Annotated in this window: 17 protein-coding genes, 2 tRNA genes and 1 pseudogene; 3 read left to right on the top strand and 17 right to left on the bottom strand. The window is 38.8% G+C overall.

From position 1 onward, the window contains the following. Window positions 1–15 precede the first annotated feature (15 nt). Window positions 16–771 carry a hypothetical protein gene (locus CDG55_RS06705; RefSeq protein ID WP_087537443.1) on the top strand — a complete coding sequence of 252 codons (756 nt, stop codon included), beginning with the start codon at window positions 16–18 and terminating at the stop codon, window positions 769–771. Window positions 772–1006: 235 nt separating this feature from the next. Here the strand turns inward: CDG55_RS06705 and CDG55_RS06700 are convergent, their stop codons facing one another. The 9 genes from CDG55_RS06700 to CDG55_RS06655 form a co-directional block, all read right to left on the bottom strand. Then, window positions 1007–1918 (bottom strand): hydrolase or metal-binding protein, encoded by a 912-nt coding sequence (locus tag CDG55_RS06700; RefSeq protein ID WP_087537442.1) that lies wholly within the window; start codon window positions 1916–1918, stop codon window positions 1007–1009. 263 nt (window positions 1919–2181) lie between these two features. Continuing rightward, window positions 2182–3249, bottom strand: a complete 1068-nt coding sequence (locus CDG55_RS06690; protein WP_087537440.1) for a YqaJ viral recombinase family protein — start codon at window positions 3247–3249, stop codon at window positions 2182–2184. Between the two features lie 162 nt (window positions 3250–3411). Next, entirely contained in the window at window positions 3412–4446 is a 1035-nt protein-coding gene (locus tag CDG55_RS06685) for a DUF932 domain-containing protein (RefSeq protein WP_087537439.1), read from the bottom strand. Between the two features lie 18 nt (window positions 4447–4464). Continuing rightward, on the bottom strand, window positions 4465–4731 hold the full coding sequence (locus CDG55_RS06680; protein WP_087537438.1) for a hypothetical protein: 267 nt from the start codon (window positions 4729–4731) through the stop codon (window positions 4465–4467). Between the two features lie 167 nt (window positions 4732–4898). Then, complete coding sequence (locus CDG55_RS06675) at window positions 4899–5129, bottom strand: helix-turn-helix transcriptional regulator (RefSeq protein ID WP_087537437.1); 231 nt, start codon at window positions 5127–5129, stop codon at window positions 4899–4901. A 185-nt stretch (window positions 5130–5314) separates the two neighbouring features. Then, window positions 5315–6160 (bottom strand): YagK/YfjJ domain-containing protein, encoded by an 846-nt coding sequence (locus tag CDG55_RS06670; protein WP_087537436.1) that lies wholly within the window; start codon window positions 6158–6160, stop codon window positions 5315–5317. 539 nt (window positions 6161–6699) lie between these two features. Then, complete coding sequence (locus CDG55_RS06665) at window positions 6700–9474, bottom strand: hypothetical protein (RefSeq protein ID WP_087537435.1); 2775 nt, start codon at window positions 9472–9474, stop codon at window positions 6700–6702. 760 nt (window positions 9475–10234) lie between these two features. After that, a tRNA-Ser gene (locus tag CDG55_RS06660) sits at window positions 10235–10324 on the bottom strand. A gap of 86 nt (window positions 10325–10410) precedes the next feature. Continuing rightward, window positions 10411–12441 carry an FAD-dependent oxidoreductase gene (locus CDG55_RS06655; protein ID WP_087537434.1) on the bottom strand — a complete coding sequence of 677 codons (2031 nt, stop codon included), beginning with the start codon at window positions 12439–12441 and terminating at the stop codon, window positions 10411–10413. Window positions 12442–12735: 294 nt separating this feature from the next. Between CDG55_RS06655 and argG the strand changes: the two genes are divergently transcribed. Then, window positions 12736–14079, top strand: coding sequence for an argininosuccinate synthase (argG, locus tag CDG55_RS06650; protein ID WP_087537433.1), 1344 nt, complete (start codon window positions 12736–12738; stop codon window positions 14077–14079). A 191-nt stretch (window positions 14080–14270) separates the two neighbouring features. Further along, window positions 14271–14954, top strand: coding sequence for a pirin family protein (locus tag CDG55_RS06645; RefSeq protein ID WP_087537432.1), 684 nt, complete (start codon window positions 14271–14273; stop codon window positions 14952–14954). Between the two features lie 52 nt (window positions 14955–15006). Here CDG55_RS06645 and CDG55_RS06640 read toward each other — a convergent pair whose 3' ends face one another. The 8 genes and pseudogenes from CDG55_RS06640 to CDG55_RS06600 form a co-directional block, all read right to left on the bottom strand. Then, window positions 15007–15240 (bottom strand): hypothetical protein, encoded by a 234-nt coding sequence (locus CDG55_RS06640; RefSeq protein ID WP_087537431.1) that lies wholly within the window; start codon window positions 15238–15240, stop codon window positions 15007–15009. A 200-nt stretch (window positions 15241–15440) separates the two neighbouring features. Continuing rightward, window positions 15441–16153: pseudogene (locus tag CDG55_RS06630) on the bottom strand (IS5 family transposase). Between the two features lie 332 nt (window positions 16154–16485). Then, window positions 16486–16562: transfer RNA gene (locus CDG55_RS06625), tRNA-Val, on the bottom strand. 34 nt (window positions 16563–16596) lie between these two features. Beyond that, window positions 16597–18585: a transglutaminaseTgpA domain-containing protein gene (locus CDG55_RS06620; RefSeq protein WP_087537416.1), complete on the bottom strand. Its 1989-nt coding sequence runs from the start codon at window positions 18583–18585 to the stop codon at window positions 16597–16599. A 4-nt stretch (window positions 18586–18589) separates the two neighbouring features. Next, the gene (locus tag CDG55_RS06615) at window positions 18590–19492 is read right to left on the bottom strand and encodes a DUF58 domain-containing protein (RefSeq protein WP_087537415.1); all 903 of its coding nucleotides are present in this window, start codon (window positions 19490–19492) and stop codon (window positions 18590–18592) included. A 13-nt stretch (window positions 19493–19505) separates the two neighbouring features. Next, window positions 19506–20465 (bottom strand): AAA family ATPase, encoded by a 960-nt coding sequence (locus CDG55_RS06610; RefSeq protein WP_087537414.1) that lies wholly within the window; start codon window positions 20463–20465, stop codon window positions 19506–19508. A gap of 78 nt (window positions 20466–20543) precedes the next feature. Next, window positions 20544–20849: a YbdD/YjiX family protein gene (locus CDG55_RS06605; RefSeq protein WP_171287512.1), complete on the bottom strand. Its 306-nt coding sequence runs from the start codon at window positions 20847–20849 to the stop codon at window positions 20544–20546. Further along, complete coding sequence (locus tag CDG55_RS06600; protein WP_087537412.1) at window positions 20846–22951, bottom strand: carbon starvation CstA family protein; 2106 nt, start codon at window positions 22949–22951, stop codon at window positions 20846–20848. The genes CDG55_RS06605 and CDG55_RS06600 overlap by 4 nt, the downstream gene beginning before the upstream one ends. Between the last annotated feature and the right edge of the window lie 128 nt (window positions 22952–23079).

The raw sequence follows: 23079 nt of genomic DNA, 5'->3' as shown, positions 1-23079 counted from the left end.
AATTAGGGGTATATTTTGAAAACTAAAGCTTATGGATCTTTTAAATCTAAGTTGGATTATTTTAATGATGATTTAGATTTTATGGATATTGTTTTTAACAATGTGCATAGAAAAATTCTTTCCCATAAAGATTCTCCATATATTTTTAAGGATCTAAACCCTAATAAGCATATTAGCTTAGCTAGGCGTCAAAATAGACCTACAAGCAGAAGACTAGTCACCAACCATTTCAAAGCAACAATCTACTCTGCTTATGTAAAAGATATTTATGAAGAGTTAACCCACTACTTAAGAACTATATTACGAGATGCCTCTGCATCAAATTTTGATAGTGGCCGTATAGCTGCAAAAAACAATAATAAAGATGGTGGAATTACTGTCCCTATAGGAGATATATTAAAACAAGGGTCTTGGGAAAAAGTATGTGAACATATATCAAACTTAATATTTCAAAGCTTAGAAAGAGAACAAAGTACAATTTCTTTATTAAGAAAAATTGCATCTAAACTTAATCTAAATATCTCTGATCAAATTATTAAAGATGCCTTACCATATTTAGAAATTAGACACTTCTTAGTTCACTCTGATGGTAAGGTCGATGAAAAGTTTAAAGCAAAATATCCACATATTGATGTCAATAGTAAGGATTTTGTAATTCTTTCCTTTCCTTTTATTAATGAGTTTCGTACGAAAGTACATGCACTAATTATGGAGTACGAAAAAGAAGTATTAAGAACTAACTTATTAGATTCCAAATTTCTACTACGTTAATAAAAAGATTCTAATCTATTTAATGATAAATCCTTATCTCAAAATTAAAATAAAAGCATAGTTTCCTCTAAAATTATAGCCCTAGATATGCTATTTAAAATAAAATAGCATATCTAACATTAAAATTTTAAAAGTCTACTAACCATAAAAGAAGTTCCCCCCTTTATTTCTCCTCCCCTTATACAATATTCAATTCCAGCCAATCGCTCTTTTCCTGTAATAGCTTTACCTTGAGCTAATTTACAGCCCTTACACTTTGCCGAAGTCCCTGTTTGATATCTGCGGCATTATCCATCGCCTGATGAACAGAAGCTGAATCAGACTGTACCTCAACAGCATTGTGTTGGTCACTATAAAACTCCTCCACAATATCCAGCCCCTCATCACCACCCACCTCAAAACTGGCATTGCCATAGCCCTGCCGTGCCACGAAATCCAAAGCCTCCTGATAAAAGCCTGCTGCCTTGCTTTGTTCATCTATCTGCTTGGCTGAAATAATTGCATCCTGTAAATTCACACCCTCACGTAGGGTTAAGTCCACGTAATAGATCGGGGTACGATAGCTTTGTGTGGTGCTTTTGCCTCGTAAGGTCAATTGCAGAGGCAAGCATGACAGTAGATTACCCGATGCCGCATGGTAATAACTCAGCCGTGCCGCCAATGTCCGAATACTGTTAAAACCTGTGGTTCTAAAAATGAATGTCCCAAACTCATCAGATTCATCCAGATTGACATACAGCCTGCCATAGGGTTTACACAATCCACCTTGTGCCAATGGGCATAAATCAGGTGATGGGCATGGATGCTGCTCAATGCCATTCTGTCCGAGTCGCTGGCAGGTTTCACCATTGCCTGTACACACTGGTCGCCCAGTCTGTCGGTCAAACAAGCTATATTCTGCTCTCAGATTTAGTTCAGGTTCATTAAAGATCATACGGACTGGAATAGTTCGGAGTTTGCCATTTTGTGCCTTTGCCCGAAGCTGTTCGTCTAATGGGTGTTTTACCCATCCATCTTTATTTTGGATCTGGCTAGTAATGGTGAACTGGTCATCCTTTTCAGGCAGTCGCTTACCATTCTTTTCAACGATCTTGCCAATACTAATACGCCCCAACACAGGTGGGGTAATTGCTAAACCTTTAATCATGGTGATTGTCCTTTATTGCATTTATTTACGGATTCCCCAAATCCATTGAATGCACCGCTCCCTCACCTCAAGATTGATGAAATAAAAAAACCTGTTGAATATTCGGTCATGGGAGAAACTGTAGTGCAATGGTCAAGTGTTTCATGCAAAGCTGCTCCACCGTCCTTTCCTCAGCATTGGGGAAAGGACAAGAGGGGCGACTTTGCACAAATTTTAAATTTAGGGAAATGAAATGGTTTGATGTGGTGTGTGATGACAACTATTTATACCGTTGCAGAATAAACATTAAACCGTCTGCTGCCTTGTCTGGATTGTGGGTACTGTTGCAGTAGCTCAGGCTGTGCCTGTAACAATGCCTTTTGATCGAGCACCACACTGTCCTTTGACTTTTTCCATGTCACACTGCCTTGACTAAAGATGGCTTTCTCAGCATCTTTCATTAATGCCTGAATCCGATGCTTGAGGTAGTCATACTTGGTTTGATGGTCAGTCAGTTGTTTTTCCTCGTGTAGCAGATCAGTAAATAGTTGATCAACACCTTCCAGTGTAGAGAAATCAACGGTCTGTAAAGGGATATGCTGTGGGTAAAGCAGTTGTAGGGCTTTGGCGGCTGACTCACTGGCATCAACACTGGGCGACGTGTCATTTTCAACACAGTTCCAGAATATCCGTTCAGAAGCCATGATTCGGTTGATCACAATTTCATTGCGTTCAACCTTAAAGATTTTGGCTTCATGTCCACAGATCAAGGCACAGACATGGGCTGCCTGTTTACCTGTCACCGCCAGTTGGTGCTGCACCTGAATAATCACGTATAAAGGCACACCATCACGCCAAAGTTTTGTACCCCATTCACCTACAGATTTACATTCCAGAATTTGCACTTCATCACTACCTACAACGGCATAGTCCAGATTGGCTAACATAAAGTGTTTGTCAGGATCAGGATGCTGTAACACTGCATTGACCTTACGCACTTTATGACCTGTCTTGTGTTGGTAATAGTTGGCAATTAAAGGTTCAAGCTGATTGCCCCAATACAAGGGTGAATAACTATTTTGAGTCGGTTGATCTGGTTGGTTCTGCATCCGACCTGTCTTGATCATCCACAGTTCCAGCATACTCATGTGGGGATTAAGCCCACAGGCTGCTGCGGCATCACTACTGCCAATCCCCTGTTTTCTGACTTGTAGCCATTGTTCACGGCTCATACCTTTGGTTTTAGCAAGACGTTTGGCATGGGAACGGTGTGGTTTAGCAGATTGTGGGAGTGATGCTAAATATGCTGAGGCTGTGGATTTACTGGTTTGTGGTTCAACAATATGGTTCATTAGATACTCCATGTCTGTAAAAATTAAAATTACGGCATAAAAAAAAGCCACATCAGGGCGATGTGGCAAAAGGGAGTTTTTGGGTAGAGGGAAACAGATTATTTAAGCAATAGGCATATTGCTTAGGCTAATTTGGCTCGTTGGTTCTAAATTTAACTCAGGTTAGACCACCATTCTTAATGCCTGTTCCAATCCTCGCTGTTTAATGGCTGCACCTGTACCAAACCAAGCGGAATCCAGACGGTGATCGGTACTCATGGCTCGACGTTCGTGATCGACAAACTCGGTGATGCTACACAGCAAGCCATAGGCTGTACCTTTGGCTGAACTGAGTTCTGCACCCCGACCCTGACCATTAAACATATCCATGACTTTCGACATGGCTCGTCCATTCGGTTCAGTTTTATTGGTGGCATTGGCTTCATTTGCCACATTGCGGTAGAACTGGATAAGGCTATCGTCCTGTTCTGCAATACTTAAACTGGTATTGTTAAACACGGCATCAAAATAGGCTGCGGCTTCCTGTTGAGTGACTTTACGCTGGCTCAGTTGTTTCATTTCATACATATGCTCATCCCATGCACGAACGGAAATACCCAATTGTTGTTTCACCTTTTCTGCATCAAATCGGGTGCTATGTGGAACTTTCACCACGCCTGCACTGGTACTGCCATTGCGTAAAGCAATTGCCAAAGTGTTGTTACAGACCACACGGATGCTGGTAAATTGTGCCGTTGTGGCAAGTGTACCGTCGCACGCAGTTGCCAATAAAATATAGCCGTTACTGACATCCTTACCCTTTAAAGCGGTACTCTGTCCTGTACGTGCCAACGCCCAGAACTTCTTGCCACCTTTCAATACACCTGCGGTTTCCAGTTCAAAACCTGATTGTTCGGTCAGGTCACGATAAAACTCAAGGATTTCTTTGGGCTGAACTTCCTGAAAGCGTTGGCTGACCACAGATAAAGGTGCATGGGTATCAGAACGGTATAAGACACGCTGTTCCTCATACGGCAGAATGATTGATTGTCCCCGATCATTCTTTGCCATATAACTGACATCAGAGGATTCAATCCGCCAGTCCATACCTGCCTGCTGTGTCCAGACTTCAATAGGTTGATGTGGACTCAGTTGATTACCCAGACCATGCCACGGGGTTTCACCGACATACGCCATTTGTTCAAGTTGATGTGCCATGATGATTTCCTCCCATCCTTAGTTGAAATTGTGCTGGCAATTGTTGCAATGGAAATAAACGGTAGGCTGCTGTGGTTGTGAGGGTTGAACCAGACTATCAATCAAGCCACCAACCACCGCACCAGCAAGCCCACCCAATAATGGTGAAAATGGTGTAGGCAAACTTTTGGCAAGGCTTGCACCAATCCCTGCACCTGCCATCGAAGAAAAGCTGTTATTGCCAGTAGGCTGTGCGGTTGCACGGCTAACATTGGCTGAATAGCAATATGGACATGTAATATTCATAAGATAAACCTCATTAAATGAAAAAAGGCTTGCCAATCGGCAAACCTATGTTTTGAATGTAAGGGAAAAAGAAAACATTCAATCTTCATGTTAATGATGTATATCTATGATTTTTTGGGATCATGCCAGTTCGTTGCGATTCAACCATGTAGCCGTATCAGGGTGGATCAGTGTGCCTCTGATCGTTGGGCGATTTTTGATTCAAGCCAATCATAGATTTCCTGCGATACCCAGCCAACCCGATTCTGGGTTAAATGAATCGGCTTGGGAAAATTGGCATCGTAATAGTCTGATTTCGGATTGATCATTTCATAGATGGTTGAACGACTCAGTGCAGTAATTTCAATCACTGCTTTGATGTTCAAAATACGGTATTGATATTCAACGAGATTGGTCATGTGGGTACTCCCATTAATGTAGTTGAGAGGGGTCTTCCTCAATACAAATCGGCATACCGTATTTTTTTACTGCAACCCATGAGATGAATTGACCCAACATCTCCACATGACTCAAGCCAAAAAATGAATATATGAAATAAACATTCATGTTTATAGTGTGTAGATTCGATTTTTGGGATCAATATCTATCCAAAGCAACGCATCCCCTTAATTTTTGCTCGTAAATGCTGATCTTCCTTATCAGCACTTGCCAAGTAACCAATAGCATTCAAGGCTTTTTCCACTTCGTCATGATTACGTTGAATCGTGCCAATACCCAAAGTGCCTTGTCTGAGATAATTGTCCTTGTGGCTTTTGCGATTACAACTAAAATAACAGCCATCATCATCGGTAACATCTAACCACGTTTTACTTATCTGTTCAGCAAAGTATCCATCACGCATGTGTTTTGAACCGTTATAGATAAAAAGAAAATGACAGTGATAGCCTTTGTTCCGTCCCTGTTCAATCGCCCATGAATAATCCAGTACATGCTCAAAGCAATCGTGCCGAAGATGAATAAGACGACGGAAAGTATTTAAGTCAGCATCAAACTGGCGAATGTCCTTATTAGCATCATATAAATAACTCACATCCACACGTACCAATAACAGTTTGCAATGCTGATCCAATAAGTCCTCAAAATTCTTCTTTAATACCTTGAAATTGCGTTTGCGTTGTCGCTTATGCCTACTGATAAAACGATCATGCTCATTCAGCAAGCCATCACAGAAATCTATAAAATCAGTCCTTGAACGGAATAACGAATTATCTCTTTTTGTCCTGCCATGTAAATCCAATGAACGGCTAATCGACATCAAATCCAAGTAGCCTTGTAGCATGGGTGAATATTCAAGGTCAGGATCATAAATATCAGTAGCCACTTCCCGATAATCTTCAAGTTCGTATTCAGCTTCTTTCCAATGATATTTTCCTGAACAAACATCCAGCATCAAGTCTTCAATCTGAATCAGGATTTCATTACGGTTCATGTATGTATCTCCTATGGGTTAGAACCATAGGAAAGATGACTCTGTAATAAATTACCCAAAGGCATGATGAATCAGTTATAAAAATTCTTAAATTTCAATCATTAAATTTTTGGATAGTAAGTTTTTATGAATGAATATTTTAGGGTTACACTCTTATGATTGTTCGATTTGTATATTTTTTAAGTAAGGAATTTATTAGATAGATTTTTATAAGCAATTGATTTATCAGTAATCTATAATAATATAATTAAATTATAATCCTAGCAAAATCTTCAGATCATGGCTATGGGAAATGACTGATGACACAGACTAGAAAAGCCTTATGGTATAAGGCTTTGAACCCATTCGATGATATTATTCCTGCACTACAATTTAAGCTGAAATGCAAGTGAGAGTTACGGTTTTGCTGATTTGAAAATATCAATACAATCACAAACAATTTTTAAAACTCACCTATCTCCACAACTATATGAATGCAGGTAATTCAAACCCATTGGTATGATTTTATAGGTAAAAATGGAAGTTAAAGTTAAGTCATTTTACGAGTCCTTTGGCTTAGCTTTAGGTGATGCTACAAATACTTTCTTTTTATGTACTTCAACTTTCCTCCCTGTCATCATATTTTTTCCAGCCTGATCCAGATGGTTTTCAATTGGTTCAAGAGTAACAACTTGATCTGATGAATCAATAGGGAAAGATTGTTCAATATTTTGGGTATGCAAAATAGTCTCAGGTTGATCTTCGGATTTAGTTTCAGCCTGGTTCTGCTCCGATATATCCTGATCATCTACAGATAATGGGGTTTCAGGGATTGGTACACCTGAATCGTCTGGATGCTCATCTTGCTGACTGGCTTTAGTTACTGTCTCATTTCCCTCCTCAACGGTTGACTGTCCATAATTATTACTCAGCTTTTGAATCCGTTCGGGAATCATGTTTTCCTCATGCTGGGGTAATCGTCCTTTAAGTAATAAATTCAGCTCTATTTCACGTCCCTCAATTGAGGCTCGTTTTAGAAGACTATAGTTTGCATAATACTCTGCAAGAGCTTTAATAAACCTAGATCGTTGTTTTTTATCTTTATAATTACATAATAATAAGTAGTCACCCTGACGCTTTCTTCTTTCATGGATCAGTGGCAATTCAATTGATTCGAGACTCAACTTGCTGAAGAAATCATTATAATCAACGGATAGAACATTGTTCGTTTGTTTTACACTTTGCCTCCTTTTCTCAAGTTTACGGATTAGTTGCTCTTTAAATGTGTCAGTCAGGTAACCTCTCCAAAACTCGTTAATCTTCTGAACGGTATTAATTCTAAAATCACCTTTGTTTGCAGAATCAAAAATCAGAGTGATATCGATAAGAGGTACTGTAAGCGATACATACGTCCCGACATGTGCTACAAGCTGTTTGCCGAAAATTTTAGGTTTCCTTTTAATGTCCTTTACGAACTCTGTCCATATCTCACTAAATGCTGCACAAAGTAAGGCTTCTGGCACATTTTGTGTACCAAACCTACAGGTCATCCTGAAACGGTAAACATCGACATCTTTCTTAAACTTATAGCGAAGATACTCATTTATGGATTTATAGTTTTTTTGCTCATTTGCACTTCCTTTTGCTTGTTCTGTAGCAATATCACTTTTATGCAATTCTACTTTTAAATCATAAAGATACTTATGCAACCCCTTATAGAAATCTAATGAAAAAATTTCATTATTCAATAAGTTAACTACATCTCGATTATTATTGTGTTCACGCAGAAAGAATCTTAGGTTTGGGCTAAGTGTACCCTTTAGAATATAGTTCAAATTTTCTGTACTTACCTGATCTAAGTAATGATCTTGTATCAGAATAATTGCCAACTTTTCAATCAATGATAGATACCGTTTCGGGGATTGAATGATATGTCCAAGTTCAGCATCTACACTACTAATTGGTGAAATATCAGCATATTTTAAATACTGGATAAACAACTCTAGTTGCTTAAGCTGCTCAATAGTATCTCGCTCAAATTGAAAAAAATACTTTTGCTCATCATAGATGTGACACAACCCTGCATATTCTTTTTTATTATTGAGTCTGTAGATTGCCTTTTCCCAAAGCCCATCATCAGAAAACTCCCGATATAATGAACTGAGAGTTATGTCTTTTGCAGTTTTTTTGGTGCGTGTAGGTTTAGATTCAGGTGCAGGATTCTTGATTTCATGCAAAAGCCTTGAAACTCTATATCCTACCTCATGAATATCAAATGCAAAGTGCCTGTGTCTATTTCGCTCTGCCTTAATGAATCGTTCAAAATGTGTAAATAGATATAAATACCAATAATTAAAATCTTCCAGTTGTTTCTTTGGTCTATATCCCAACACATCTGTAACCTGCCTGTGCTTAAAATGAAGTCTTATACGCTCATTCAGGCTATAAACTTTTATATCATAATCATCATACCGACTGTAAATACTTCGCTGATTCAAATCAGTCTTGAGGATATGCTCAATCTTTAAAGCAATAAGTTTTGAGTCGTATTCTCTATCATTTTTTAGCACCAACACGACACAGAAGTTAAGGCTTTCATTTGTCCCCATAAACGTATTAACAAAATCAGCATAGACATGAAAGTTTGCAACAATATCTGCATAGCTAGACCTTAAAGCCTCCATCACATGTTCAATGTTATTTTGATTCCATGATGAGGAAGCCAAACGTTCCCTAGAAAAATTAGGGGAAATTTTAATCATCAAACTTAAGACATAAACCTTTTTAGTCTTCCTAACGATTTTACTAAATACCTCTGCAAGCTCAATATGGCGGTTATTGCAGTCTACTAAATCCTGATGAATACTTTCCCGACTCAGTTCATACTTCTGACGATACTTTGCTATACAGTCAAAAATCCGATTTAGAGGAAGATTCGATTTAGTCCAGTTGTGACCGTCTGCATAGAACTCTGGAAACCCCTCATCGACCAACCGAATGAACAGGCTCACCTGAATACTAAATAAGGTATCCACCTTATCAGCAAATTCAATTAACTCCCTATCCAAACGCAACAAATTCAAATAATCAATAATGTCTTCTTTCGTATCGTCATCACTATCAAGATATGCAGACTGTGTTGAAATTATATTTTCTTCAATTTTGGTCAATCCAAATTCGACTTTATCCAGCATTTGTATCGTTTCATAGAAGATACCACTATGTATTTCTTTGCCAGTTTGCCTCAACTCATGTATGGATTCACTGTACATACAGACTTTTAGATAGTTAAATATATCTTTATTACTTATTACTAATGTTGGTGTAGTTGTCATATTCACATCCATTCAATAATAATGTGCAATACTTTAAATAAAAGTATATAGTTAAGAATATATCCAGTATTTTCTACTATCTAGACTACAGAACCGCTGGCTGGTAGTGGTCTAGCATGGTGAAAACCAAATGCTTTTTATCTACTATTCCAAATAATAAAATACCACTATTCCAAAAAAATTTAACTTTTATTTCTATTTTTTATTACTATTAAATTAAAAAAATTTAACTCTTATTCAAGGCTTAATTTTTTACTAATACACTTTTTAAAGACTACTAATCATGATGAAAATTTGGAGATCAGTATCCATAGCTCTCAAAATGGATATAAAAAAACCACACCTGTAACAGTGTGGTTCAGTAAGAGTTGGCAAACATAAGGTTGAGGAGACTGACCAATATAACAAGGAAAATGGGTGGTGAATGATGTGGTGGTTGGTTGGATGTTTTGGTTCTACCGATTTTTAAGCTTGGCTTTAAGCAACCTAGAGCCCCTCCAAATAGAAAGAGAACACATGTAATTTATAAAAGGCCATGATCAGAAAGGTAATGGACAGCAAAAGCTATGCGGTAAAATCGAATACTATTTCTTATTTTGAAGTACGATAAACAACTCGTAACTTTTAACAGCTATCCAAAGGCTACCAATTTCATCCAGTTACCATTGATTTAATCAGAATTTTAATGTGGGTTACAATGTGGGACAAAAATATAGATAAAAAATAAGCCCTTGTAAAAACAAGGGCTTATTTCGATATTTGGCGGAAGCGGTGAGATTCGAACTCACGGAGGACTCACACCCTCGTCGGTTTTCAAGACCGGTGCATTAAACCGCTCTGCCACGCTTCCATGTGCGTAAGAATACAAAGCTTGCCCTCTTTATTCAAGAGAAATTTAACTGCAATGTATTCAAATGCATAATGTTTCATCAATTATTAGAGTTTAGCGGCCAATTCTGCCCCTTCGCGGATTGCACGCTTGGCATCCAGCTCACCTGCTAACTTTGCACCACCAATCACATGATATTTTGCCAATGTGGTTTCATTCTCGTGCGGTACTAAATCTTTTACTGATTCCTGACCTGCACACACCACAATGGTATCCACACGCAATAACTGGTCATGGCCATTATGCTCAACCCATAAGCCTTCGTCAGTTACAGCCTTATATTGCACACCGCGCAGCATACGCACAGCATGCTTTTTCAATTGTGCACGATGTACCCAGCCTGAAGTCTTACCTAAGCCAATACCTAAAGGTGTAGTTTTGCGTTGTAATAAATAAATCTGACGTACAGGCATTTCAACTTCTGGACGTTGTACACCGCCTTCAGAAATATAATTAGGGTTTGGATCAACGCCCCATTCGCGTTGCCATTCTGCCAATGGTTGTGGCTGTGGTTGATGGGGTGGTTTTAGTAAAAACTCTGACACATCAAAACCAATACCCCCTGCACCAATCACAGCAACCTTATGACCAACCTTAGCGCCTTTTAGTACTTCTGCATAAGACAAGACTTGTGGTGCATCACTACCCTGAATTTTTAAGGCGCGTGGCACTACGCCTGTTGCAATCACCACTTCATCAAAGCCTTCACGTTCCAACTGTTCACGATTGACCTTAGTATTTAAGCGAACATCCACACCTGTCTGTTTGAGTTGAACTTTAAAATAACGAATGGTTTCATGAAATTCTTCTTTTCCAGGAACAACTTTTGCTAGATTAAACTGACCGCCCACATCATTATTGGCTTCAAACAAGGTTACGGCATGACCACGACTTGCCGCCACTGTTGCAGCCGACATGCCTGCAACACCACCACCCACAACCGCAACACGTTTTGGTTTCTTGGTTTTGATATAAACCAGTTCTGTTTCAAAACATGCCTGTGGATTGACTAAACAAGAGACACGCTCATTTTTAAAGGCATGATCCAAACACGCCTGATTACAAGCGATACAGGTATTAATTTCATCCACACGGTTGGTTGCAGTTTTATTGACCCAATATGGGTCTGCCAATAATGGACGAGCCATTTGCACCATATCGGCCTTACCAGAAGCAACAATCTCTTCAGCAACATCTGGCATATTGATACGGTTTGACGCAATCACTGGTATTGAAACATGCTGTTTAACTTCGGCGGTATAATCCACAAATGCAGCACGAGGCACAGAAGTGACAATCGTTGGGATACGTGCTTCATGCCAGCCAATCCCTGTGTTTAATAAAGTCACGCCTGCTTTTTCAAGTGCCTTTGCTACTACGATCACTTCCTGCATTGTATTTCCGTCATGCACGAGATCCAGCATGGATAAACGGAAGCAGATGATGAACTTCTCACCCACTTTGGCACGGATTGCTTTGACAATTTCCACAGGAAAACGCATACGGTTTTCAATATCACCACCCCAGCGATCGGTGCGCTTGTTCACGTGGCTGCTAAGGAATTGGTTGATTAAATATCCCTCTGAACCCATGATTTCAACACCGTCATACCCTGCTTTTTTAGCTAGGCTTGCACAGCGTGCATAGTCATCAATTGTAGCCAGAATTTGTGAATCTGACATTTGACGTGGTTTAAATGGGTTAATTGGGGCTTGAATTGGCGAAGAAGAAACTGAAAATGGATGATATCCATAACGACCAGAATGCAAAATCTGCATAAGAATTTTTGAACCATGCTTATGCACAGCATGAGTAACAAGACGGTGATGAGGAATATCCACCAAACTATTCATCGTACCACCCGCTGGCAATAACCAACCTTGACGGTTTGGAGAAATACCACCAGTGATAATAAGACCTACGCCCCCTTTTGCGCGCTCACCAAAATAAGCTGCAAGTTTAGGATAGTTAAAAAAACGGTCTTCTAAACCAGAGTGCATTGAACCCATCACAACACGGTTTTTAATGGTCGTAAAACCCAAATGTAATGGTTTTAAGATATTTGCATAGCTAGTCATGGTATTCCTTCTATATTTATTGGCTTTGCAACTTGTTGCATAGTACTTTAACTGAATTTTTATACGTGTTTATGACTTTTTTTAAGAAAATGCTGACACTAAAGTCAAAACAAATGTAACCGTTATGATTTACATCTTAAAAATTCAATATTCCACATGAAAGCGCACATAATTTTTCTGCTTAGTTTTTTCTTTCGGGAAAACAAGCTCAATGAAAAGTGTTACAATAGCTCCGATTTTTTATTCTCAAGACCACCTATTCGGGGTCTTTACTAATAAACGTTAGGACAAGCAATGACTGATAATGCAACTATCTTGCAGCACGTACCTGTAGGCAAAAAAGTTGGGATTGCCTTTTCTGGTGGTCTCGATACTTCAGCAGCTTTATTGTGGATGAAGCAAAAAGGTGCGGAACCTTATGCTTATACAGCAAACTTAGGTCAACCTGATGAAGATGACTATGATGCTATTCCAAAGAAAGCTGAACAATACGGTGCAGTCAAAGCTCGATTAATCGATTGTCGTTTACAACTTGCTCTTGAAGGTATTGCTGCAATTCAATGTGGTGCCTTTCATATTAGCACTGGCGGTGTACCATATTTCAACACAACACCTTTAGGTCGTGCAGTAACAGGTACTATGCTTGTGACAGCAATGAAAGAAGATGATGTGAACATTTGGGGTGATGGTTCTACTTATAAAGGTAACGATATTGAACGTTTCTATCGTTATGGTTTATTGACCAATCCAGCTCTAAAAATCTACAAACCGTGGTTAGACCAAACCTTTATTGATGAGTTAGGCGGTCGTGCCGAAATGTCGCAATTCTTAATCGACAACGGCTTTGACTATAAAATGTCAAAGGAAAAAGCCTACTCAACTGACTCAAATATGTTGGGTGCGACGCACGAAGCTAAGGATTTAGAATATCTCAATGCTGGTATTAAAATCGTTGACCCAATCATGGGCGTTGCATTCTGGAAAGAAGATGTAAAAATTGATGCAGAAGAAGTGAGCATTACTTTTGAAGAAGGTTTCCCTGTTGCATTAAATGGTCAACGTATTGAAGATCCTGTTGAGCTGATCTTAGAAGCTAACCGTATCGGTGGTCGTCATGGTCTTGGTATGTCTGACCAAATTGAAAACCGTATCATCGAAGCGAAATCTCGTGGTATCTATGAAGCACCAGGTATGGCTTTATTACATATCGCTTACGAGCGCTTAGTGACTGGTATTCATAACGAAGATACGATTGAACAATACCGTATTAACGGTTTACGTTTAGGTCGCCTACTTTACCAAGGTCGTTGGTTTGATTCTCAAGCACTCATGCTACGTGAAACTTCACAACGTTGGGTTGCTAAAGCCATTACAGGTACGGTGACTTTAGAATTACGTCGTGGTAATGACTACACCATCATGAACACTGAATCTCCTAACCTCACCTATGAAGCTGAGCGTTTGACCATGGAGAAAGGTGATTCGATGTTTACCCCAATGGATCGTATCGGTCAGTTAACCATGCGTAACCTCGACATTACTGATACCCGTGCAAAACTCGGTATCTATACTGAAACAGGTTTACTTGCTGTTGGCCAAGGTTCTGCAATTCCTCAATTGGAAAGCAAATCAAAGTAAGCGATTGATAAGTAAATTATCTTACAGAAAAGGGCTGAATATATATTCAGCCTTTTTTAATATCTAATAAGAATCCATGGTAAACAATCATTCCATAAATAGAACAATATGTCGCAATTAAAGACTATTTATAACTATTATGAATCGATATTATTACTATCAAGCAAAACATAAGAATTAGGAGATGAAAGATGAATGCTTATCTACATCGTAGTGAAAATCGTGGTCATGTCAAAGCAGATTGGTTAGACACCTACCATAGCTTTTCATTTGGTAGCTGGTACAACCCGAAATATATGGGTGTCAGTGCCCTTCGCGTGATCAATGATGATACAGTTGCTGCACATAATGGTTTCGGTACTCATCCCCATGACAACATGGAAATCCTAACCTGCGTACTTGATGGCACTATTTCCCATAAAGACAGTATGGGCAATGAAGGTCAGATCAATGCGGGTGAATGGCAATTGATGAGTGCTGGAACTGGGGTCACCCACAGTGAAATGAACAAGCATGATAAAGCGGTGCATCTATTACAGATTTGGATTCAACCGAATGTGCAAGATGCCGAACCAACCTATCAGCAAATTCAGCTGAATCCAAAAGACCATCCAAACCAATGGCACTTGATTGCTGGTGATGCATCTGCGCCAATGTCGATTCGTCAAAATGCAGAAGTGAAAACTGCTGTCATTGAAAAAGATCAATATTTAGAAATTACAGTACGAAAAAAAGTGAACTACGTGCATGTGATTTCAGGTGAAGTAATGATCGCCGATCATTTGCTTAAAGCAGGTGATGCTTTAGTATTCGATGAAACTGCAACCATTACTGCATTGCAAGACAGCCAAATGATTTGGTTTGATCTACCTTAATTAAACTCAGTTTATCTTGTACCCCTTGCCCCTTATGGGGTACAAGCTTTTTCTAATCATTATTGCTGCTACTATCACAACCACTTGAGTCTGAGCTCGAATCATCATTTGAGCTACATTCATCAGAACGTCTGAAATCATTATTTTGAGAAGAATCACATGAGGAGGTTGTTGATGAATATGGCTGGCTATAATCAAAATTATCTTGTGTAGGATCAGTTTTCTTGGCAAAAAAGAACAATAAAATCAAACCAATAACAATCACTATAATCATAAATATCGGCATCACAATTCCCTGTCGCTATCCTAATCCTTCTGACAAACTATAGCGTAAATTTGTTTTAAAAATAATGGGCATTAAAAAAGCCCGATTAACGGGCTTTTCTACAACCTTGAACATTTTTAAAAACAATCAGAATCGTTTCGTTCGTTGTTAGCTGTGTATTCAGGTCATCATATCTTTGTTCATTTAGGGTTTGTTGAGAATTACCGAGAGTTAATTAAACTAGCGCACAATTGAATCATGGCTTCAAAACTCGTATCTGTTTTACAACTACGCATCGCTATACGTTTAAATTCTTTTAACTTACAGAAATAGTTTTCAATGAGATGACGCCATTTATACATAATCGTATCAAATGCTCTCATTACTTTTCGATTAGATTTGGGTGGGATCACCACTTTCACTTTACGTTCATTTAGTTCTTGAATCAGCCAATCTGCATCAAATGCTTTATCCGCTAGTAATGCTTGAAAATCAACATCTTCAATTAAAGGTTTGGTTTCTACTAAATCGTGATATTGACCAGGCATTAATCGAAACTTAATGAGGTTGCCTAGACTATCCACTAAGGCAAGAATTTTACAGGTCATTCCACCTCGAGATTTACCTATAGACTGTTTGAAAGTCCCCCTTTTGCACCTTGCCCATGTCGATGAACTTTAACAATCGTTCCATCAATCATGGCGTATTCCAAATCAACATCTTCATTTACAGATGCAAAAATAGTTTCAAATACACCAGCTTTCACCCAGTCACGGTATCTTTTAAAGACGGTATTCCATTTACCAAAATGAGGAGGTAGATCACGCCATGGACTGCCTGTACGGGCAATCCAGAGGACTGCTTCTAAGAATAATCGATTATCTTTTCCACTACGACCTCGATCGGTCACTTTACCTAGGCAAAAAGGTTCCATTTTTGCCCATTGGGCATCAGTAAGTATGTATCTATCCATAGTACTATTATAAATTAATCAGTTGCCTTTGTTAATTCTCAACAAGCCCTAGGCAAGATTTCTCTTAAATCGCAAATAGTATATGACTTCCTTATTGATTAAATTAGCACCAATATCAGGCTGAGTCAAGATTCTAATATCTGATAAAAATTGTTCAAGTATAATGAGTATAAGAAACTCATTCTAAATTGCAATTCAACCCAGTTACCGAGTTATTCTTCTAAGCAAATATTTGTGTTATTAATAAAAAAGCCCTAATTTTTATAAACTTAGGGCTTTTTCTATTCAAATCTTGGTAGGTATATCCAGACTCGAACTGGAGACCTCTACGATGTCAACGTAGCGCTCTAACCAACTGAGCTATACACCTAGAATGAGAGCATAATATTCATTTTTAATCAGCTTCACAAGTTTTTTTGAGATTGTTTAATTGCGATCGCACAGACTTTAAGCAGTTTCTTAAATTCTTGAATATTTTGCTGAGTATTCTGTTCTAAAAACACAATTTTTTGATATAACACAACTACTTGATGAAATGATTTTTGATCACTATCTACACTTGATAAACGCTGCATCCAAACTTGAAATGTTTCCTCTGATCTTTTATGCAAATGTTTAGGCAATTGCTTTTGGAATTGAATAATGACACGTTGATATAATTCTTGCTGACGTGTTTGTCTCCACCAATAAAAACCAACGTATACAGCTAAAATTCCTGCAATTCCTATAATTAAGATCAGCACATAACTATAGCTCGAATTAAAGCCTAGCTTAGATAACCAATTTTTTTGTTTTTCGGCATCATAACCGACTACTTTGGATTGCCATTGATAACCTAAATAGTCACTCCAAACACGCATGTTTTTCAGAAATTTAAACTGTTGTAAACGCCATGCTTGTGCCTGTGCATCTCCCCAAACTTTCTGATCCTCCGCCATATAATTCTGCATTCCTGAATCTATACGTTGTGGTGCAATAATTGCTGTAGGGTCAATTCTTTGCCATTCACCATCTAGATACACTTCACTCCAAGCATGTGCATCAAATTGACGAATCTCCCAACTTTCTCCATCTAATGCAAACTGTCCACCTTGATAACCTGTCACAACTCTGGCAGGAATCCCTGCATAGCGCATCAGCATCACGAAACTAGATGCATAATGTTCACAGAAACCCTTGCGACTAGAAAATAAAAATTGATCTATACGATCCCCACTTAATGTTCCTGGGGTCAGCGTATAAACGAAGTTATTCTTTCTATACCAATTAAGCACAGTTTTTATATATTTTTCAGGCAGTCGCTGACTTTGTTCAAACAGTTGACGGGCTAATTGTTGTGCTTTCTCATCGCGATCTTCATCAAATCGAGTATTAAATTCAATTTGACGTGATGATAACAAAGTAGAAGATGTTGATGTACGCCCCAACCAAAACATTTGGATAGGTTGATTACGTTTAATAAGTTTAGATGGGCGTATACTATCATCTTGATACAGTTGTAAATAACGTTCTTGTGGAATGGAATATTCCAACCCCATGATCCAATTTGCCTGTTCATCAGCAGCTAAGTATTGATAGGCAACTCCTTGAGAATTTGAGGTTACGCTTTTAATCTGTTGATTATAAAAACTACTGGTCCATGTTGTACCATCATACTCATCCAAAACCAAAGCACGCCAGTAAAGTTCCTGTCTATCTGGTAGTTGTCTCATATCTGCAACAACACGAAAAGCCAAAGCCGATGATTGTGATAGTTGTGCAATGTCTCCTGGAGACATACGATCGCTAATCCCAGTAATAGCTTGATTTTTCTGAATAGGAATCGCCCAAAGGGGTGGCAACCGAGGAAAGAAAATAAATAATATAATAAAGAACGGTGTCGCAATCCCGACAAACTTTAGAATTTGTTTAACATCATTTTTTAACTGATTGGATAATAATTGATGCTGGTTAAATAGACCAGTTTGAATCCGATACAACCCCATCAAACATATCACAAATGCTGAAAAAACCAGGACAGCCATCCAGAATGCCTGACTATGTAACAATAAACTGGCACTGACGAATAAGGCAAAGTTAAATACAATCAATAAATCACGGGTATTCTTGGCTTCCAAACTTTTCGCAAATAAACACGTACTTAAAAATGCGACTCCAGCTTCTACTCCCAGTAAAGTTTGATAATTTAAATAAATAAGACCCAAAGATAATAAAGAGAAAAAAACTAAAAATAAGCGTGGAAATGGTGAAATTTTTTGTTTGCTATATCGCCATACCAATATAAGCCAAATAACGCCCCACAACCAACTCAATGTCACAGGAATAAAAGCCACTTGCCCAATTAATACAAATGCCAATACAGCTAAAATGCAAAAATAGATTTGTTTGGTCATAATCTTAGGCCTGTGCAAGTAGAAGTTTTGCTTGAAGAAGCTGCATCTGCCCCTGACCACTTTCTAATCTTGCATGTGGCAGTATCAATGCATAATCATGACCAAGTTGTTCACATTGCTCAATTAATCCCATCATATAGCTTAATTTTTCTTCATGACTTTGCGCAGGAATTTTTTGATAATCAATTTCTAAATGTTGATGATTGGCTTGAGCTTCAAACATTTTGATAAAAAAGCCCTGTCCTCGAGCAACTTGCTTCCATGCCACATTTTGATAAGAATCACCTTGTTGAAAGGCCCTAAGCTCCTTAAATTCATCTAAACTATCGTTCGCATTGGTTGGTTGATTTTTATGTTCTTTTTGCCAATCATGCGCTTTAGGTGCAATCCACACTTTTTGTTTTGGATATAAATAAGTCCACGCTCGCACCAAACCTAAAGGATAGGTCGAATAAATTTTCATTGCACCAAATTCAAATAAACCACGCTGCTTTGGAAAAAAAGCCAGTTCGAAGGTCTGTTGTTGCTGATCTAAATAAATTAATTGTTCTTGTTGCAGCCATTGAATACGTAAATATCGGGTCATTACCGATGGCTGACTAAAGCGAAGTTTTAAAATGAAAGGCTGATCGACTTGCCCAACTTCAGCTGCAATCAGATCAATTTGTAAAACATGCAATTGCTTGAATGTGAGATAAAAATTAATCCATAAAATTGCACTGATTAGAAAACAAAAACCTAAAATCAAATTATTTGCATAGTTAATCCCTGCAATAAAGGTAATTAGAATCAGAATGAGATATAGAAAACCCTGCTTATAAATAAAAACCAAAACATCTTTCTGTAACAGGGTTTTAGTCCCATTAACCTGAAAGCGTTTCGCAATCCACTGCTGAATCCTTTGCATAAGCCAATCTCAACTATAAGACATCAACCGATTGCAAAATTTGTTTTACCTCTATTTCGCCTAAACTTAAACGATGAGCAACCACGGCAACAAAAATGGTTTGCACATCATCAGTAGTCACAAAGCTGCGACCTTCAACCAGTGCATAAGCTTGTGCAGCAGCTTTTAATGCCAATACTCCACGTGTTGATAAGCCATGCCGTTGTTTACGTGTTTCAGCAGCCAAATCTAAAATATAATTGAGTACAGCATCACTTAGAAAAACCTGTTTTGCTAATTCACGTAATTGCAAAATATCAACTTGCGTAAATACCGCTTCTAATTGATGAATTAAAACCTGACGTGAGCTTTGTTGTAACAGTAGTTTTTCAGCTTGACGAGACGGATAACCGAGCGATAAACGCATCAAGAAACGGTCAAGTTGTGACTCAGGCAAAGCATAAGTTCCACTTTGAAATAGTGGATTCTGCGTTGCCAGCACCCAAAATGGTTGCGGTAAGTCATAATGTGTTCCATCAACAGTGACCGCACCTTCTTCCATAGCTTCAAGTAATGCACTCTGTGTTTTTGGACTACAACGATTGATCTCATCTGCCAATAAAATCTGAGTAAAAATTGGACCTTTCTTGAACTCAAATAAATGTTCTTTTTGATTAAAAATATTGATTCCAATGACATCACTCGCCAACATGTCATTGGTAAATTGAATCCGCTGAAAATGCAGCCCTGCTAGACGAGCTAAGGCACTCGCTAGAGTCGTTTTACCCAATCCTGGTAAATCTTCAAACAATACATGGCCACCTGCCAATAAACAGGTCAGCGCTAATTTAGTTTGTTGTGGTTTATCTAAAATAAGTTGATTCACTTCAACCAAAAAACGTTCGATTTTCTGAGTAAAATTTTTAATATTTTGCTCTACTTCTTGATTTTTTTGTTGTTTTTCTTGAATAGAAGCTTTTTCCATGCCCCACATAACGTAATCCTCAAACTAAAACAGTGCATGATTCAACATACACTGTTTTAGTTTTTTTTCAAAGAAATCAAATGACTTCTAGCAAGGACATTTTTTCAAATTACCACCTGATGATGGATAACGTGCATCGATACAATGACGATAAAAAGTCTTAGCATCCATTGGCGTTAAATCTGGATGATGCGCTTGCATATGCTTTACGTAATTTTCATAATCAGGCACACCCACCATCAAACGAAAACTTTTTTGCAAGTTTTGCCATAAAGTTGCAATACGAGACCAGTTTTTGGGCGAAAAAATCAGGTGTTTTTGCGACATGATAGTGAACTTAATGATCTTCACAATCACAGCACTTCCTTGCCTAGCAATTTTAAAATCCATCACGACTCTCCCTTCACTGTTTCTGCTGTCATTGCAGTTTCAGTAAATACGGCAGGTGCTTCATTTACTGTTGGGACAGGGCTTTGTAACGCACGACGAATAATTCCGATTGATGCAATAATCATAACAATTGCAACAATCATAAAGAATCCACAAAGTACTGCATTAATCTGATTCGACAACACAATCGTCTGCATCTCAGCAACTGACTTCGCAGGTGCAATTACATCACCACGTGCAATTGCATCAGAGAAACGATTCGCTTGAGCAAGGAAGCCAATCTTAGGATTTTCGTGGAAAATCTTTTGCCAACCCGCCGTCATAGAAGTAATAAATAGGAAAATCGTTGGAACAATCGTTACCCAAACATACTTCTCTTTCTTCATCTTGAATAAAATAACCGTACCTAAGATCAATGCCATTGACGCAAGGATTTGATTACCAATTCCGAATAATGGCCACAAGGAGTTAATACCACCGAGAGGATCAACCACGCCTTGATAGACAAAGAAGCCCCAACCTGCAACTGCCACAGACGTCCCAACCAAATTTCCAAAGAATGAGCTGGACTGTTTCACCGCTGGTATCACGATACCAACCGTATCTTGCACCATGAAACGGCAGGCACGTGTTCCTGCATCTACTGCGGTAAGGATAAATAAGGCTTCAAACAGGATGGCAAAGTGATACCAAAATGCCATCATTGCACGACTATTGAAAATTTCCGAAATGATATGAGCCATACCAATCGCAAAAGTTGGCGCTCCACCAGTACGAGAAAGGATTGAACTTTCACCAACCTCCTGAGCAAGCACAGTCAGCATCTCAGGTGTAACGATAAAACCTAGATTACGCACCGCTTCCGCAGCAGTATCTACCGTTGTACCCAGAACTGCCGCTGGTGCATTAATCGCAAAATAAATCCCTGGATCAAGTACAGTTGCGCAGATCATGGCCATTATCCCGACACCAGATTCCATCAACATGCCGCCATAACCGATCATGCGGATATTGACTTCATTATCAACCAGTTTTGGGGTTGTTCCAGAAGAAACCAGCGCATGGAAACCTGAAATCGCACCACATGCAATGGTAATAAATAGGAAAGGGAATAAACTGCCTGCAAATACAGGACCTGTACCATCAATAAAATGGGTCACCGCAGGCATTTTCAGGTCAGGCATGGCAAAGATAATCCCAACAGCCAGACCTGCAATCACACCGATTTTAAGGAAAGTAGATAGATAGTCACGCGGTGCCAACAGCAACCAGACTGGCAAGACAGAGGCAATAAAGCCATAAATGATCAGTGCCCAAGTCAACTGTGTTCCACTGAGGGTAAACAATTGCCCCCAATATGGGTCTTTCGCCACATCACCACCAAAGACAATTGCAGCCATCATCAGCACAAAACCGATGATGGATACCTCTGCAATTTTTCCTGGACGTAGGTAACGCATATAAATGCCCATGAACAGCGCAATTGGAATGGTGGCGGCAATACTAAACACACCCCACGGACTATGTGCCAAGGCTTTTACAACAACTAAAGCCAATACCGCAAGAATAATAATCATGACACCGAGCGTACCCAACATCACAATAACACCTGCGAAAGTACCTAACTCCTGTTTTGCCATTTCACCCAAAGACCGGCCATCACGCCGTGTTGAAATAAATAGAACCAGAAAATCCTGCACTGCCCCAGCAATCACCACACCCACCAGAAGCCAGATTGTTCCAGGCAAATAACCCATCTGCGCTGCTAGAATTGGTCCCACCAACGGCCCTGCACCTGCGATAGCAGCGAAATGATGTCCAAATAAAACGTATTTATTAGTAGGAACATAATCCAAACCATCGTTTAAACGATGAGCTGGGGTTAATCGCCTTGGGTTTAATTCAAAAACCTTGTTTGCGATAAATAAACTGTAGAACCGATATGCAATGCTATATACACAGACAGCAGCGAGAACCAACCAAACTGCATTTACATGCTCACCGCGACTCACCGCCAATATCCCAAAAGAAATTGCCCCGATAATGGCAACTAAACTCCATAGAATCTTAGAAGAAAGCGATGTTTTTGCTTGTGTTATCTCCATTCAAAACCTCTCAAATATTTCACTTTTGGTGATTTGGATTTCCATTCCTATATTTTCTTTAGAAAATATCTTCGTGAGTTTATCGTTTATTAAAATAGATTTATCTAATACTTTGGCATAAAAAAAGG

Origin of the sequence: Acinetobacter sp. WCHA45, assembly GCF_002165255.2 — a bacterium.
Taxonomy (GTDB): domain Bacteria; phylum Pseudomonadota; class Gammaproteobacteria; order Pseudomonadales; family Moraxellaceae; genus Acinetobacter.
This window is presented reverse-complemented; position numbering and strand designations above follow the sequence as displayed.

Bases quoted from the DNA above. Each gene is read 5' to 3' on its own strand.
- CDG55_RS06700 (WP_087537442.1), bottom strand. From the start codon at position 1,918: ATGATTAAAGGTTTAGCAATTACCCCACCTGTGTTGGGGCGTATTAGT.
- CDG55_RS06690 (WP_087537440.1), bottom strand. From the start codon at position 3,249: ATGAACCATATTGTTGAACCACAAACCAGTAAATCCACAGCCTCAGCA.
- CDG55_RS06685 (WP_087537439.1), bottom strand. From the start codon at position 4,446: ATGGCACATCAACTTGAACAAATGGCGTATGTCGGTGAAACCCCGTGG.
- CDG55_RS06680 (WP_087537438.1), bottom strand. From the start codon at position 4,731: ATGAATATTACATGTCCATATTGCTATTCAGCCAATGTTAGCCGTGCA.
- CDG55_RS06675 (WP_087537437.1), bottom strand. From the start codon at position 5,129: ATGACCAATCTCGTTGAATATCAATACCGTATTTTGAACATCAAAGCA.
- CDG55_RS06670 (WP_087537436.1), bottom strand. From the start codon at position 6,160: ATGAACCGTAATGAAATCCTGATTCAGATTGAAGACTTGATGCTGGAT.
- CDG55_RS06665 (WP_087537435.1), bottom strand. From the start codon at position 9,474: ATGACAACTACACCAACATTAGTAATAAGTAATAAAGATATATTTAAC.
- CDG55_RS06655 (WP_087537434.1), bottom strand. From the start codon at position 12,441: ATGACTAGCTATGCAAATATCTTAAAACCATTACATTTGGGTTTTACG.
- argG (WP_087537433.1), top strand. From the start codon at position 12,736: ATGACTGATAATGCAACTATCTTGCAGCACGTACCTGTAGGCAAAAAA.
- CDG55_RS06645 (WP_087537432.1), top strand. From the start codon at position 14,271: ATGAATGCTTATCTACATCGTAGTGAAAATCGTGGTCATGTCAAAGCA.
- CDG55_RS06640 (WP_087537431.1), bottom strand. From the start codon at position 15,240: ATGCCGATATTTATGATTATAGTGATTGTTATTGGTTTGATTTTATTG.
- CDG55_RS06620 (WP_087537416.1), bottom strand. From the start codon at position 18,585: ATGACCAAACAAATCTATTTTTGCATTTTAGCTGTATTGGCATTTGTA.
- CDG55_RS06615 (WP_087537415.1), bottom strand. From the start codon at position 19,492: ATGCAAAGGATTCAGCAGTGGATTGCGAAACGCTTTCAGGTTAATGGG.
- CDG55_RS06610 (WP_087537414.1), bottom strand. From the start codon at position 20,465: ATGTGGGGCATGGAAAAAGCTTCTATTCAAGAAAAACAACAAAAAAAT.
- CDG55_RS06600 (WP_087537412.1), bottom strand. From the start codon at position 22,951: ATGGAGATAACACAAGCAAAAACATCGCTTTCTTCTAAGATTCTATGG.